Consider the following 14,443-nt stretch of genomic DNA (forward strand, 5'->3'; position numbering starts at 1 on the left):
GGAAGTTTCTGAACCTCACGGGCCGGACCGCCGCAGCCCCAGCCGGGTCATCATCTTCAAGAGCCCGACCCGCGACAGGCCGAGCCGGCGCGCGGCGGCGCTGTGGTTGTTCCCGGTGGCGGCGAGCGCTGCGGTGATCATCCGGCGTTCCAGCGCGGTCACCGCCTCCGCCAGGGTGGCCGGCGGGGCTGGGGCGAGGGCGGCCGGATCGCCGCTGCGCGCAAAGGCGAGGTCGGCCGCGGTCACGACGTCCCCCTCGGCCAGCGCGGCGCCGGTCGTGACCACGGCGCGCAGTTCGCGGACGTTGCCCGGCCATTCCTGCTCCGCCAGCCACGCCAGCGCGTCCGGCGCCAGCCGCAGGCGGCGGTGCCTGGGCAGGTCCGCCAGGAAGCGGGCGGCCAGCAGCGCCACATCCTCGCGCCGCTCCGCCAGGGCCGGCGTGCGCAGGATCAGCCCCTTCAGGCGGTAATAAAAATCCTCGCGCAGCGCCCCCTGCGCCACCATGCCCTCCAGGTCGCGGTGGGTCGCCGAGACCACCCGGACGTCGGCCGCCACGGGTTGGCGCCCGCCCACCGGCGTGTAGGTGCCTTCCTGGAGGAAGCGCAGCAGCTTGACCTGCATGGCCGGCGGCATCTCGCCGACCTCGTCGAGGAACAGGGTGCCGCCGTCCGCCGCGGCCAGCAATCCTTGGCGGTCCTGATGCGCGCCGGTGAAGCTGCCCTTCAGGTGGCCGAACAGCTCGCTCTCCAGCAGCTCCGCCGGGATGGCGCCGCAATGGACGGGCACGAAGGGGCCGGCGCCGCGCGGGCTCGCCGCGTGCAGGGCGCGCGCCACCAGCTCCTTGCCGCTGCCGCTGGGACCCAGCACCATGACCGGCACCTCCGCCGGGCCGATGCGGCGGATCATCTCCTTCAGGCGCAGGATCGCCGGGCTGACCCCCACCATTCCATCGTCCTGTGGCCGGGCGGCGCGCAGGGCGGCCAGTTCCATCTCCAACCCGCGCTTGGCGAGGGCGCGGGCGACGACGAAGCGCAGCAGCTCCGGCTCCACCGGCTTGGCGAGGAAGTCCCACGCGCCTTCCGCCACCGCCCGCAGGGCCAGTTCGTGCTCCGCGTGCGCGGTCAGCACCACCACCGGCACCGCGGCAAAGGCGGGCACCAGGGCGAGCCCGGCCTCCGGCGTGCGTTCGGGCGGCATGACGAGATCGAGCAGCACCAGATCGGGACGCTCCCGCTGGAACAGGTCGCGCGCCTGGGCGCCATCGGCGGCGGTGACCACCCTGTGGCCCTGCTTCTCAAGCCACGCGGCGGCGAGGCGGAGGAAGGCGGGCTCGTCGTCGACGAGAAGCAGTGTGCTCATGACGGGAACCTCAAGCGGACGCAGGTGGGCCATCCCGGCCGTTCGGCCAGCGACACCGAGCCGCCGTGCGCGGCCATGACCTTGGCGACGATGGCGAGCCCGAGGCCCGTGCCGCCAGGGCTGCGCGACACGAAGGGCTGGAACAGCGAGGCGCGGATCTCCTCCGGAATGCCCGGACCGTCGTCGCAGACGTCGACGACCACGCCGTCGGGGCGGCGCTCCGCGGTCAACAGGACGCGGCCGCCGGCCGCCCGGGCGTTGTCCAGCAGGTTCGCCAGGGCCTGCTTCAGACGCCCCGCGTCGGCCCGCAGCGACAGCCCCGGAGGGATGTCGGTCGCCACCTCCCCACCCAGCTGGGCAAGCGTGTCCGCAAGGTCGACGTCGGTCGCCTCCACCCGCCACGGCTTGGCGTAGTCGAGGAGGTCCCGCACCAGGGCGTCCATGCGGCCGAGCTGGGTCCTGACCTCGCCGCGCGTCTCCGGCGCGGCGTCGGCCACCGCCATGGCGACGATGTTCATCGGGTTGCGAAGGTCGTGGGCCACGGTGGCGGCCAACGCTCCCAGTTCGGCCAGGCGCTGGCGTTCGGCGAAGGAACGGCGCCGGTCGAGGTCGGCCTGGGCCTGCGCGGCCAGCTCCGCCAGCACCCCGGCCACCCGCCGCGGACCGGGCGGGGCCCGGTCAAGGTCGATCGCATCGAGGCGTTCCGGCGCAGCGCCATCGGTGAGCGCAAGGCGCTCGCGCAGCAGCCGCTCCGCCGTCGCGGTCAGCGCGGCCTTGTCCCCCGCCTCCTGCAGTTCCCGCCGCCAGCGGGCCAGATCGTCGGCGGTCACCTCGCCGCCGGGATACACGATGCGGTCCGCCAACCGGCGCAGCGGACCGGCAAGGGCAAGGCCCCCCAGCAACGCGGCCGCGGTCCACAGGAAGGGCGCGCCCGCCCGCTCCGCGGCGATCCCCGCGCTCGACGCCGAGACCAGGGCCGCCAGCGCGATCAGCAGCCCCCAGCACACCGCCCGCACGGCCCAGCGGTTCACCGCCATCAGTCGGTAGCGCAGCACGGCGTAGGCCAGCACGGCCAGATACAGGGGAAGCAGCAGCAACGGCCACGGATAGGCCTCGATGCCAAGCACCGGAAAGGCCAGGCCGCCGACCGAAAGGAGCCCGAGGCCGGACGACAGCAGCACCAGCGTCAGCTGCCGGCGCTCCACACCCTCGGCCGTGCGCCACGCGCCCAGCAGCATCCAGTGCCCCACGGCCGCAAGGACCATGGTGGCCGCGCCGGCGACCAACCCGGCCCCTTCATAACGGAACAGCGCGTCCACGCCCGGCCCCACCAGTGGCCAGGGAACGAAACGGCCGGTCCCGCCGAGGAGCGCGAGGAGCGCAGCCACGGCACCCGCCGCATAGGCCCGGCGGATCGTCGGACCGGAGCGCCCGGTCAGGGCGGCGGCAAAATGGACGAACAGCGCGCCGCCCAGCGGAGCCAGGGCCATCAGCGCCGCACCGAGCCGGCCGGGGATCAGCAGCCCGACCGACCAGCCGCCGACCAGCAGGAGGAAGCCCGCCAGCGGCCTGGTTCCGGGAAGCGCCCGTCCATGCCGCCACACCAGGGTGGCCAGCCCGGCGCCCCCCAGCGCGCAAAGCCCCATGGCCGTGACCAGCGCCGCCGATGCAACCACCCCGACCGCTCCCCCACTCAACCCAGGTGTATCCAGCGTTTACAGGGACCCTACCGCAATCCGCAACCGCGGTTAACAGGCGAAGCGCTCCCGACCGCGAAATCCGGGCCCGCGCGGCGTGGCACAGCCTTTGCCATTCCCAGGGCGTAACGGAACGGATTGGGGGTATCGATGGTGATGGACAGGCTGTTCGCGGTGTGGGCGTTCACGCGCGGCGGGATGCCGTCGTGACCGCGATCCTGATCGTCGGCGGCCGCGGCTTCATCGGCCGGCACCTGCACGCCGCCCTCGACGCCGCCGGCCATCGCGTGACCGCGCCCGGCCGCACGGGGTTCGATCTGGTCCGCGACGATGAGCCCACGCTCGCCGCCAAGCTCGCCGGGCAGGCGGTGGTCATCAACGCCGCCGGCCTGGTGCAGGGCCATGCCGGCAACAGCATGGAGGCGGTGCACGCCGAAGGGACGGAGCGGCTGGTCCGGGCGTGCCGGGCGGCCGGCGTGCCAAGGCTGATCCACCTGTCGGCGCTGGGCGCGGCGCCGGACGGGCCGACCCGGTACCAGCGCACGAAGGGCCGCGGGGAAGCCGCGCTGGCGAGCAGCCCCGGCATTGATTGCTGCGTGCTCCGCCCCTCGGTCGTCATCGGCCGCGGCGGTGCCAGCACGGCGCTGTTTTCCGCCCTCGCGGCCTTGCCCCTGGCCCCACGCATCGGCCCCGGCGGCTGGACGGTCCAGCCGGTGCACGTGGACGACCTCGCGGCGCTGGTGGTCCGGCTGGTGTCCCTGGATGGCCCGCTGCCCCGCCGCATCGACGTGGTCGGCCCGGAGCCGATGACCACCGACGCGCTGACCATGACGCTGCGGATGTGGCTGGGCCTGCCGCCGCGGCGCTGGCTTCCGGTTCCCGAGCCGCTTCTCGGCGCCGTCGCCACCATCGGCGAGCGCCTGCGGGGCGGTCCCGTCAACCGCGAAACCCTCGCCATGCTGAAGGCCGGCAACACCGCCGACCCGGCGCCCTTCGCCGCGGTTCTCGGCCGGGCGCCCCAGGCGTTGTCGGACGCCCTGGCCCGTCACCCGGCGTCCGACGCCGACCGCCTGCACGCGCGCCTGTATGCCCTGCGGCCGGTGTTGCGCTGGAGCCTTGCGCTGTTGTGGATCGTCACCGGCCTGCTGTCGTTCGGCCTGCATCCGCTGGCCGACTCCCATCGCCTGCTCGCGTCGGTGGGGTTGCAGGGTCCGCTGGCCGACCTGGCCCTCTTCGGCGGCGCCGGCCTCGACCTGACGCTCGGGCTTCTCCTGCTCGCCCGGTGGCGTCCGGTGGCGGTCGGCGGCGCCATGCTCGCCAGCGTGGCGGCCTTCACCATCATCGCCGCCGGCCTGCCCCTGGACCACTGGACGCATCCCTTCGCCCCCCTGCTCAAGAACCTGCCCATCGCCGCGGCGACGCTGGCGATGATGGCCATGGAGGCCTGATATGGACCCGACCACGCTCAAGCTCATCCACATCCTGTCGGCCATCCTGCTGTTCGGCACGGGCCTGGGGACCGCCTTCCACGGCATGGCGAGCAACCTGTCGAAGGACGTGCGCGCCATCGCCGTCGCCAACCGCAACGTCGTGCTGGCCGACTGGCTGTTCACCACGCCCACGGTGGTGATCCAGCCCGTCAGCGGCCTGTGGCTCGCGCTGGAGCAGGGATGGCCGCTCACCTCCGGCTGGATCGTCCTGACGCTGGTGCTTTACGCCGTGGCCGGCGCGTGCTGGCTGCCGGTGGTGTGGCTGCAAATCCGCATGCGCCGCATGGCCGAGGACGCGGTCGCCGCGGGAACGCCCCTGCCCCCGCTGTACCACCGCTATTTCCGCATCTGGTTCGCGCTCGGCTGGCCCGCCTTCACGGCGATGGTGGCGATCGTCGGGCTGATGGTGTTCAAGCCCGATTTCTAACGGAGAAAGCTGCCATGACCCCTTTTCAGCGCATCCTCGGCACCGCGTTCGATGACCTTCCCGCTCCCGTGCGCGCCTTGCACGGACTGACCACCAGCGCCCACACCGCCGGCTTGGCCGACATCCGCGCCGCCGCCAATCCCGGAGCCTGGCTGCTGTGCAAGGTCGCCGGCCTGCCGAAGCCCGGGCACGGCGTGCCGGTCAGCGTCTCCTTCCATCCCGACGGCCGGGGGCGCGAAGTCTGGAACCGCCGCTTCGCCGGGCGGCGGTACGCCAGCACCATGGAGGCCGGCCGCCGGCGTGACGGCGGACTGTTGATCGAACATTTCGGTCCCTTCGACCTGCTGTTTCGGCTGGAGGCGACGCAGGACCGGCTTGCGTGGTCGCTGGCCGGCTGGAGATTGCTCGGCATCCCCCTGCCGGCCTGGAGCCGCCCGACCATCGAGTGCAGCGAATCCGGCAACGGCACGCGCTTCCTGTTCGACATCGACGTCGCGTTTCCGCTGGTCGGCCCTGTGGTGCATTACCGGGGATGGCTCGCCCCCTCGCCATCCGCAGATTGCACAGACCAAAGCTGACGGTGGTTTTCTTGACCGGGATTGGCGGCTGCTTCATATTTTCCGGCGCCTGACGCAACCTCACCTCAACCCACCGGTTCGAGAACGGACGAGCGCGCGGCGGGGCCCGTCCTTGCGCATCGATCCACCACAATCCCGTGACGCCATGTCCCCTCCGCCGCGCGCCCTGAACGTCTTCATCTCCTACGCGCACGAGGACGAAGCCTTGCGCGATAAGCTGGAGAAGCAGCTCGCCATCCTGCGCCGGCAAGGGCTGATCGAGACCTGGCACGACCGCAAGATCACCGCCGGGCGGGAATGGGCTGGTCGGATCGACGCCGCGTTGCGGGCGGCGGACATCGTCCTGCTTCTGATCAGCGCCGACTTCCTGGCGTCCGACTACATCTACGATGTCGAGCTGACTCTGGCGATGGAGCGACACGAGGCCGGCGAGGCGCGGGTCCTGCCGATCATCCTGCGCCCCTGCCTGTGGCAGCGCGGCGTCTTCGCCAAGCTCCAGGCGCTGCCGAAGGATGGCGAACCGGCGATCAGCCAGACATGGGGTTCTCTGGACGAGGCGTTCCTGTCGATTGCCAAGGGCATCGCCAAGGCGGCCGAGGAAATCGCGGCGGAACGAACCGTCCGCACAGCGGCCGGCACGCCCACCCAGACGGTCTGGAACGTGCCGTTTTGGCGCAATCCGAACTTCGCCGGCCGGTCGGCCCTCCTGGCCCAGCTAGGGGCGACGCTGTCGGCCGGGCGTCCGGCAGCGCTTTCCGGCCTGGGAGGCATCGGCAAGACCCAGCTGGCGCTGGAATACGCGTGGCGGCACCGGGACGACCACCCCGTCGTCTGGTGGATCCGCGCGGAGGATCCGGCGACGCTGGCGGCGGACTACGCCGCCCTGGCGGCGCCGCTCGGCCTGCCGGAGGCGCAAGCGCGGGAGCAGCACGTCGTGGTGGCCGCGGTGCGTGCCTGGCTCGAACGGAACACGGGCTGGCTGCTCGTCTTGGACAACGCCGAAACCCGCGATGCGGTTCGCCCCTACGTGCCACAGGGCGGTGGTGGCGCCGTGATCATCACCTCCCGCTCACCGGTCTGGGGTGGGTTAGCCGAGCGCCTGGACGTGAAGGTCCTGGACCCGGACGAGGCGACCGATTTCCTGATGAGGCGAACCGGCGACGGCGACCGCCAAGCCGCCGCGTCCCTGGCCGAAGCGCTTGGATACCTACCGCTCGCTTTGGAGCAGGCGGCGGCCTACATCGAAGAAGCCAGCGATTCGCTGGCGAATTACCGGAAGCTGTTCGAGGAGCATCACGCCGCCCTGCTGAAAGCCGGGCAGCCAGCCACCGAGTACCCGGACACGGTGGCGACCACCTGGGCGCTGGCGATGGAACGCCTGGACACACCGGCCCGCGCTCTGCTGAACCTGTGCGCTTTCCTGGCGCCGGAGGAAATCCCGCTGGAGGTTATCGTCTCTCAGGCGGCGAAACTGCCGGAACCGCTGGACCAAGTGGCCGCTAACCCGGTGACGCTAAACGCAACGCTGACCGGCTTGTTGCGATACTCCTTGATCGGTCGCAAGGGCGACGATCTGTCTGTGCACCGACTGGTGCAGATGGTGGTGCGGGACCGCCTAGACGAGGCCGGCTGGGCGAACTGGGCGGAAGCGGCGTTAGCGATGGTGACCGCGGCCTTTCCGTACGACAGTGATTATCCCGAGACGTGGCCGACCTGCGCCCGGCTCGTGTCCCATGCTCTGCAGGCAGCACACTGGGTAGAAATTCGCGGGTTGGCTATGGGTCAGATCGGTACTCTGCTCAACCAGGTTGGTTTGTATCAGAGTGGGCGAGCGGAGTTCGACGCCGCCCGAGCACAGCTCGAGCGGGCCCTCCGCATCTGCGAGAAAACCGACGGTTCTGATCGCCCAATAATGGCGAGTCGCCTCAACAATCTCGGTGGCGTGCTGCGGGGGTTGGGCGATCTGGCCGGTGCTAGAGCACTCTACGAGCGCGCTTTGCGGATCGACGAGAAAGCCCTAGGCTCCGACAATCCGGAGGTCGCGACCGACATTAACAATCTCGGCCTTGTGCTGCGGGATTTGGGTGATCTGGCCGGCGCTAAAGAAAGTTTTGAGCGCGCCATAAAAATTGGCGAGAAAACCGATGGGCCTAATCATCCAAATGCCGCCATTCGCGTCAGCAATCTTGGTATTGTGCTGCATGACTTGGGTGATTTAGTCGGTGCTAAGGAAAATTATGAACGCGCCCTGCGTATCGACGAGAAGACGTACGGCCCTGACCATTCGAATGTGGCGATTCGTTTAAGCAATCTCGGCCTTGTGCTGCGTGACTTGGGTGATCTGGTTAGCGCTAAGGTACACATTGATCGCGCTATAAGCATTAGCGAGAAGGTCTATGGTCATGAACACCCGAATCTAGCGACTCGCGTCAACAATTTAAGCATTGTGCTATTGGGCCTGGGTGATCTGGTCGGCGCTGAGCGGCAATTGAAGCGCGCACTGAGAATTTTTCGATCGGCGTACGGTGACCAGCATCCGCGCACTCAGACAACTCAGGAAAACCTCGAGTTGGTCCTCCGGAAGATGCGCGACCACCCCGACCCATAACCCCGCCCAACATCCCCCGCACCTGACCGACGACATTCCCTCCCCACAAAGAGACCACCCATGCCTGGACCGCTCATCGCCATCGCCGGCAGCGCCGAACCGGAGCGCGACTACGATCCGCCGGTCGATTGCGACGCCGCCCGTGCGGCGGCGGAGCAGCTCGGCGCCGAGTTGGCGAAAGCCGGGTGCCGCATCATCGTTTACTCCAGCAAGAACTTCATCGAGAGGGATGTCGTGCGCGGCTTCGTCGCGGAAGCCAAGGAGCCGAAGGCGATCCAGGTCCGCTGCCCGGCGGGGAGCAAGGCGGACAAGTTCCCCGAATGCCAGGACCATCGGGATCTGTTCGACTTCCACGCCGACCCTCATCGGGAATGGGAGATCTCCTATTACCGATCGCTCCGCGAAGCCGACGGCGTGCTGCTGATCGGCGGCGGTCAGGCGACGCTGATCACCGGCCATCTGGCGCTGGCGGAACGCAAGCCGCTGGTGGCGCTGGGCACCTTCGGCGGCGCGGCCAGCCGGGTCTGGGGGGCGATCACGCCCGGCGAGGATCTGGTCACGAAGGACGAACGCAACCTCTTCGGACGGCCGCAGTGGGCCGACGACAGCGCCGCGGCCTGCGTGCGCGCCCTGCTCGACCAGCACGAGCGCCGGGCGAAGGACCGCGCGGCCGCGCAGCGGGCGAAGCGGGAGTTGGACCTCCAGGTTCAGAAAAGGTCCGTCAGCGTCATCCTTCTCGTCCTGGTCACCCTGGTCGTCCTGGCGGTCGGCCTGGGGTGGAGCGCCGTCGGTGCGGTCTCGTTCCAGGCGCTGCTGATGTCCGCCGGCGCCTTTGCCGGGGCGGCCGGCGCGACGGTGCGCACGCTGTGGGCCGGCGAAACCGACCAATCCACCGTTCGGGGGGTGGCGCTGGGGGTGGCCGCCGGATTCATCTCCTCGCTGCTCTACATCGTATCCCAAGTCGCCGCGAACCCGGCCATGCTCGGCACCGGCGCGACGCCGGCAAGCGATCCGCCGCGCCTGCTGCTGCTGTTCGCGGTGCTGATCGGCTTCATCGCCGACTTCACCTTCGACGCGGTCTACCGCAAGCTCGCCCGGACCGACGTCGTCCACACCGGGGCGGTCCAGGTGAAGGAGTCCTGAAGGCCGGCCCCGCTTCCGGGACCGGCCTTGCCGAGCAGATAAGGTTGCTTTGCGGGACGGTTGGCTCAGAACGGCTGCTGGAGGACCCCGATGAGCCCCGTCACGCCCGACACGAAGTTGCCCACGCGCAGGTTTTCGTCATAGCTGTGCTGGTTGTTGTCGGCGTTGACCAGCGGGACGATCACGAAGGGCACCTTCAGCGCCTCGACCGCCGAGCCCGTGGGCACCGTGCCGCCCATCATGCGGATGCGCACCGGCTCTTCGCCGTAGGTGGCCTTGTAGGAGCGGTACAGCCACTCGCCGACCGCGGACTGCATGTCGGTCCGCGCCGCCGAGCTGGAGGCGGAAACCTCCTCTGACGCCACGGAGGCGAGCTTGTCGTATTGCGCCCGCTCCTCGTCCGTCGGGGTGCCCTGGACCAGGTGATAGCCTTGCGCCTCGATGTGCTTCTTCAGCAGGCCAATCAACTGCTCCGGCGGCGTTTCCGGAACGGTGCGCAGGTCGAGTTCGGCGACGGCGCTTTCGGGGATGATCGTGCGGGCCTTGGCGCCCACGTCGCCGGCCGCCATGCCCCGGATGTTCAGCGACGGGTATTGCAGGGCCTCCTGGTAGTTCCGGCCGACCTTTTCGGCCTGCGCGATGCCCAGGCGCTTGCGCAGCGCGGTTTCGTCGTCGGGGACGGCGGCCATGATCTTTTCCGCGGCCGCGTCGATCTTCACGGAGTCATAATAGCCGGGGATGGTCACCCGCCCGTTCTCGTCCTTCATGGAGGCCAGCAGTTGGGCGAGCCGCATGGCCGGGTTGGCCGAGTAGTTGCCGAAATGGCCGCTGTGCAGGCCCTGCTTGGCTCCGAAGACGGTCACGGTCGCCAGGGCGACGCCCCGGTTGCCGAAGACCAGCGTCGGCTTGTTGGTCTGGTGCATGGGGCCGTCCAGCACCAGCAACGCGTCGCTCTTCAGCAGGTCGGCGTTCTGCCGGATGACCTCGCCCAGCGAGGGCGATCCCTTCTCCTCTTCGGAATCCAGGATGACCTTGACGTTGACGCTGGTCTTCCGGCCCGTCTCCTTCAGGGCGTCGATGGCCGTCAGCAGCATCATGATCGGCCCCTTGTCGTCCGACGACGACCGCGCGAACAGCCGCCACTCCGGATCGACCTGGTCGCCGTAGAGGGTCTCAAGCGGGATGGCTTCCCACTCGCCCTTGGCGTTCTTGCGCTTCAGCACCGCGTCCCAGGGGCTCTTCTGCTGCCACTGCTGCGGGGTGACCGACTGTCCGTCCAGGTGCGCGTAGAACAGGACGGTCTTCCTGGCGGGATCGGCGTCCGGCAACTCCGCATACAGCATCGGCTTGCCGTTGTTCGCCAGTTGCCGCGTCTGGAAGCCCCGCTTCTGGAACGCCCGCTCCAGCCATGCGGCGTTCTTCTGAATGTCGGCGGGAACAACAGCGTCGTTGGGAATCGCCAGAAGTTCGACAAATTCCCTGTAATTCGCCGAGGCGTGCTTCGCCGCAAGCGCATCGACGGACGACGAGGCGGCATTCGCCTGCAATGGCAGGAAAACGAACGCGCCAAGAGCCAGCGCTTGTTTGAGAGAAAGTCTCTTCATCTCCACTATTTTCTTTCCTTGAACGGCCTTTTGGGAGTTCCGTGTACAGAGGTGTTGTGCGCAACGTCAAGTTTTCGGGCGAATGCCGCACCGTGGACGGTTGCAAGGGTCGGCCTGTCGAACTGGGCGGAACCTCGACAACGCCAAAATGATCGCGTAAAAACGAAATCGGCCGGCCGACACTTGACCACGGACAAACGCTCGCATCGCGAATGCACGTATCGGTAGGGGCGACAGCACGATCCACCGCTTTCGAGCAGCCCACGCCGTGACCAGCTTCCGCCCCAACCGCCGTGTCGAAAGGGCCGCTTCCGGCGGCGCCGGCACACGCGCGGTCGAGGGATGGGCTCGGTGGGCGGGGTGGCTGGCGGTGCTGGCGATCCTGGTGCAGACCATCGTCCCGGACTTCGCCATGGCGGCCCGCAACGCCGCCCGGCAGAAAGCCGAAGCGGCGGCTTCCCATCAGGTCCAACATACCCATCACGCCCATCACCAGCACCATGAAGGCACGGCACAGCCGGACACGCCGGCACTGGCCGACCGGCATCAACACGAAGAGCTGTGCGCGTTCTGCCTTGCGCTGAACACGCACGGAACGCCGGCCCACCCCGGGGCCGACCCTGCCGTTCCGGTCAGCTACGCGGCGACGGTGGTTCTCGCACAGCCGGGGATCCGCCCGCCGCAACTCTTCTTCATCGGCAGCGGTCCGCGCGCACCGCCGGCCACCGAACAGGTCTAATCGTCAACAGCCGGACGCCGACTGCGTCCCTGCCTGATCCCTGCATCCGATCGCTGCATCTTATCTCCGCGCCCGATCCCTTGTCGGAGCCACCATGAAACACGTCCACGCCCTGGCGCTCGGTGCCGGGCTGCTGTGCCTGGCCGCTGCGGCCGGCACCGCCTCGGCGCACGTCTCGCTGGAAACCCGCGAGGCCCCGGCCGGCAGCTATTGCAAGGCCGTCCTCCGCGTCCCGCACGGCTGCGGCGGCGCCGCCACGACGGCGGTCCGCATCCGCCTGCCGGAGGGGGTGATCGGTGTCAAGCCGATGCCCAAGCCGGGCTGGAAGCTGGCGACCAGTCCCTCAGCTACGGCCGCATGATGGAGTTGATGGGCGACGTGAGCCGGGCCGGCTTCACCCGGGTCTCGCTGATAGCCGAAGGGCTGGCGGCCCCTCCGGCCGTTTCCCGGGGGCCCTGAGCCATGGCCGGGATGGTCCGCCGTTGGGCTCCTGTTCTGTCGGTCTCGGCACATGCCGTGGTGCTGGCGGGTTTGATGGCGTGGCACGAGCAACCCCCGCCGACGCCGCCGGTCCTGCGAATCGACGTCTCGCTGCCACCGGTCGAAGAGGCGCGCGCCGTTGAGGCCACGCCGCTGCCGCAGCCTCCTCCTGTTCCGGAGATGAGCGAAGCCATCGTCCCGCCGCCGACGCTGGCGGAGGTTTCCCCGATAGAACCGCCGGCCGATCCGGAACCGCCGATTCCCGAGGTTCCGCCTCCCGAAGTCCCGGCTGTGGCGGCGTTGGTTCCGCTGCCGCCGCCAAAGCCGCAGCAGCCGGTTCCGCCGAAGACGCCGCCGGCGCTTCATCAGCCAGCGCTGGCCGCGCCGCCGCGCGACGCGGTGGCCACAGCGTCGCCAGCCCCTCCCCCGTCGTCCGCCGCGCGGCTTCCGCCCCAACGCCCGCGCTCCACCGGGTCGTCTCCTTCCGCTTCCGCCTCATCGACGTGAAAAGCCGGCCGGCGGCATCGCCGGCCCATGGGGAGATCTTTCGTGACTCGCTTCGCACAGCTTGGCTCCGGCGCCGCCGCGCTCGCCACCCTCCTCCTGATGACCACCGCGCTGTCGCCCGCCTTGGCGCAGACCACCACGCCCCCATCGCCGTCGCCATGGCCGTCGCCCGCGTCGGACAAGCCGATCACGCTGGACACACTGACCATCGACGCGCAGGCCGCCGGTTCGCTGACCGCCCCGACCGCCGATCAGGCGCGCGAGGAGCTGAACCGGACGCCCGGCTCGGTCGGCTTCGTGGACAGCGAGTCCTACAAGGGCCGCCACGCCGGGAACCTGCGCGACGTCCTCCAGGACACGCCCGGCGTCTTCGTGCAGAGCCGCTACGGACAGGAGGTCCGGCTGTCCGTGCGCGGCTCCGGTCTCGCCCGCGGGTACCACCTGCGCGGGCTGGAGGTGCTGCAGGACGGCATCCCGGTCAATCTCGCCGACGGCAGCGGCGACTTCTACCAGATCGACCCGCTGGGCCTGCGCTACACCGAGGTGTTCCGCGGCGGCAACGGGCTGGCCTACGGCTCCTCGACGCTCGGCGGCGCCATCAACTTCGTGACGCCGACGGCGCGGACCGCGGTGGCGCCGAACATCCTGCGGCTGGAGGGTGGCAGCTACGGCACGGCGCGGGCCAGCGGGCAGGTTTCGCGGGACCTCGGCGACGCCGACTTCCTGATCAGCGGAACGGTGACCCACGCCGACGGCTTCCGCCAGCATTCGCGCCAGCAGGGCGAGATGATCAACGGGAACGTCGGCTACCGCTTCAACCCCGACGTGGAGACGCGCTTCTACGTCGGCGCCTACATCGTCGACCAACAGTTGCCCGGCGCCCTCAGCCTGAGCGACGCGCTGAACAACCCGACCAAGGCGGCGCCCAGCGCGATCGCCGGGAACCAGTCGCGCATGACCTGGACGGAGCGGGTGGCGAACCGGACGACCGTCCGGCTCGACAGCGGGCAGGTCGACCTCGACACGTGGGCGATCCACAAGAAACTGTTCCACCCCATCTTCCAAGTCATCGATCAGGACGGCTGGACCTACGGCGTGGCGCCGCGCTACACGACCTCCTTCACGGTGGGGGGCCTGCGCGACGACCTCGTCCTCGGCGCCCGCGCGTTCGCCGGCAACAACACGGCGCTGCAATTCGCCAACATTGCCGGCAGCCGGGGGGCGCAGACCGCCAACAACCGGCAGGACGCCCGCAACGTCGAGGCCTACGCGGAGAACCGGCTGCTTCTGACGCCGACCGTTGCCCTGATGACCGGCGCCAAGGTTCTGCGCGACGAGCGGGAGTTCAGCGACAAATGGAACCCGCGGCGCAACTCCAGCCAGACCTACGCGGGTGTGAACCCGAAGATCGGCCTGCTGTGGGAGCCGCGGGCGAACGTCCAGGTCTTCGCCGACCTCACGCGCAGCCAGGACGTGCCCGACTTCAGCGACCTAATACTACAGCCGGACTTTATCGGCTTGGGTACGGCGCGCCCAGTGGGAGCGTCGCGCCCGCTGCTGATGGCGTCTTCGCCAGAGTGACCAGGCAATAACGGTGGCGTGTTCGGGGGGTGGTGGGGCGAGCAGCCGGTGAAGCAGGCGGCGGATTTCCGGCACGGTCAAGGGCAGAAGCTCGGCCGCCAAATCGGCCGGGTCCTCTCCCCCCGATAGCCGCCGTGCGCACGACGGTGAGAAAGGCCAGAGCCAGCATCGCCAAAGTGATGTGCCGGTGCCAACCGGTCCAGGAACGCACCTCGTAGTGGTCGAGCCCA

General features: G+C 69.5%; 12 protein-coding genes and 1 pseudogene. 9 read left to right on the forward strand and 4 right to left on the reverse strand.

Features of this window, described 5'->3' with window-relative positions; translation table 11 throughout:
• Window positions 1–15: 15 nt before the first annotated feature.
• Both J2851_RS08040 and J2851_RS36515 read right to left on the reverse strand, forming a co-directional pair.
• Window positions 16–1,359: a sigma-54-dependent transcriptional regulator gene (locus J2851_RS08040; RefSeq protein WP_209765495.1), complete on the reverse strand. Its 1,344-nt coding sequence runs from the start codon at window positions 1,357–1,359 to the stop codon at window positions 16–18.
• Window positions 1,356–3,035 carry a sensor histidine kinase gene (locus tag J2851_RS36515; protein ID WP_209765497.1) on the reverse strand — a complete coding sequence of 560 codons (1,680 nt, stop codon included), beginning with the start codon at window positions 3,033–3,035 and terminating at the stop codon, window positions 1,356–1,358. The genes J2851_RS08040 and J2851_RS36515 overlap by 4 nt, the downstream gene beginning before the upstream one ends.
• Window positions 3,036–3,262: 227 nt before the next feature.
• Here J2851_RS36515 and J2851_RS08050 point away from each other — a divergent pair, with 227 nt between their 5' ends.
• The 5 genes from J2851_RS08050 (at window position 3,263) to J2851_RS08070 (ending at window position 9,302) form a co-directional block, all read left to right on the forward strand.
• A complete protein-coding gene (locus J2851_RS08050) occupies window positions 3,263–4,504 on the forward strand; it encodes an NAD(P)H-binding protein (RefSeq protein WP_209765499.1) in 1,242 nt (413 codons plus the stop codon).
• Window position 4,505: 1 nt separating this feature from the next.
• The gene (locus tag J2851_RS08055; protein ID WP_209765501.1) at window positions 4,506–4,973 is read left to right on the forward strand and encodes a DUF2269 family protein; all 468 of its coding nucleotides are present in this window, start codon (window positions 4,506–4,508) and stop codon (window positions 4,971–4,973) included.
• 14 nt (window positions 4,974–4,987) lie between these two features.
• Window positions 4,988–5,551: a DUF4166 domain-containing protein gene (locus J2851_RS08060; RefSeq protein WP_209765503.1), complete on the forward strand. Its 564-nt coding sequence runs from the start codon at window positions 4,988–4,990 to the stop codon at window positions 5,549–5,551.
• A gap of 112 nt (window positions 5,552–5,663) precedes the next feature.
• Window positions 5,664–8,159 (forward strand): FxSxx-COOH system tetratricopeptide repeat protein, encoded by a 2,496-nt coding sequence (gene fxsT, locus J2851_RS08065; protein ID WP_209765505.1) that lies wholly within the window; start codon window positions 5,664–5,666, stop codon window positions 8,157–8,159.
• Between the two features lie 60 nt (window positions 8,160–8,219).
• On the forward strand, window positions 8,220–9,302 hold the full coding sequence (locus J2851_RS08070) for a hypothetical protein (protein WP_209765507.1): 1,083 nt from the start codon (window positions 8,220–8,222) through the stop codon (window positions 9,300–9,302).
• A 65-nt stretch (window positions 9,303–9,367) separates the two neighbouring features.
• Here J2851_RS08070 and J2851_RS08075 read toward each other — a convergent pair whose 3' ends face one another.
• The gene (locus J2851_RS08075) at window positions 9,368–10,906 is read right to left on the reverse strand and encodes a M20/M25/M40 family metallo-hydrolase (RefSeq protein ID WP_209765509.1); all 1,539 of its coding nucleotides are present in this window, start codon (window positions 10,904–10,906) and stop codon (window positions 9,368–9,370) included.
• Window positions 10,907–11,174: 268 nt separating this feature from the next.
• On the opposite strand from J2851_RS08075, the gene J2851_RS08080 reads away from it, so the two are divergent.
• The 4 genes from J2851_RS08080 to J2851_RS08095 all read left to right on the forward strand — a co-directional run bounded on the left by J2851_RS08080 (window position 11,175) and on the right by J2851_RS08095 (window position 14,213).
• A complete protein-coding gene (locus J2851_RS08080) occupies window positions 11,175–11,645 on the forward strand; it encodes a DUF2946 domain-containing protein (RefSeq protein ID WP_209765511.1) in 471 nt (156 codons plus the stop codon).
• Window positions 11,646–11,739: 94 nt separating this feature from the next.
• On the forward strand, window positions 11,740–12,006 hold the full coding sequence (locus J2851_RS08085) for a DUF1775 domain-containing protein (RefSeq protein ID WP_209765513.1): 267 nt from the start codon (window positions 11,740–11,742) through the stop codon (window positions 12,004–12,006).
• A 173-nt stretch (window positions 12,007–12,179) separates the two neighbouring features.
• Entirely contained in the window at window positions 12,180–12,632 is a 453-nt protein-coding gene (locus tag J2851_RS08090) for a hypothetical protein (RefSeq protein WP_209765514.1), read from the forward strand.
• Between the two features lie 42 nt (window positions 12,633–12,674).
• Window positions 12,675–14,213 carry a TonB-dependent receptor family protein gene (locus J2851_RS08095; RefSeq protein ID WP_209765517.1) on the forward strand — a complete coding sequence of 513 codons (1,539 nt, stop codon included), beginning with the start codon at window positions 12,675–12,677 and terminating at the stop codon, window positions 14,211–14,213.
• Here J2851_RS08095 and J2851_RS35630 read toward each other — a convergent pair.
• Window positions 14,143–14,443: pseudogene (locus J2851_RS35630) on the reverse strand (IS701 family transposase); the annotation flags it as partial. The gene J2851_RS08095 and the pseudogene J2851_RS35630 sit on opposite strands and share 71 nt — an antisense overlap.

Origin of the sequence: Azospirillum rugosum (assembly GCF_017876155.1) — a bacterium.
In the GTDB taxonomy this organism is placed as follows: Bacteria; Pseudomonadota; Alphaproteobacteria; order Azospirillales; family Azospirillaceae; genus Azospirillum; species Azospirillum rugosum.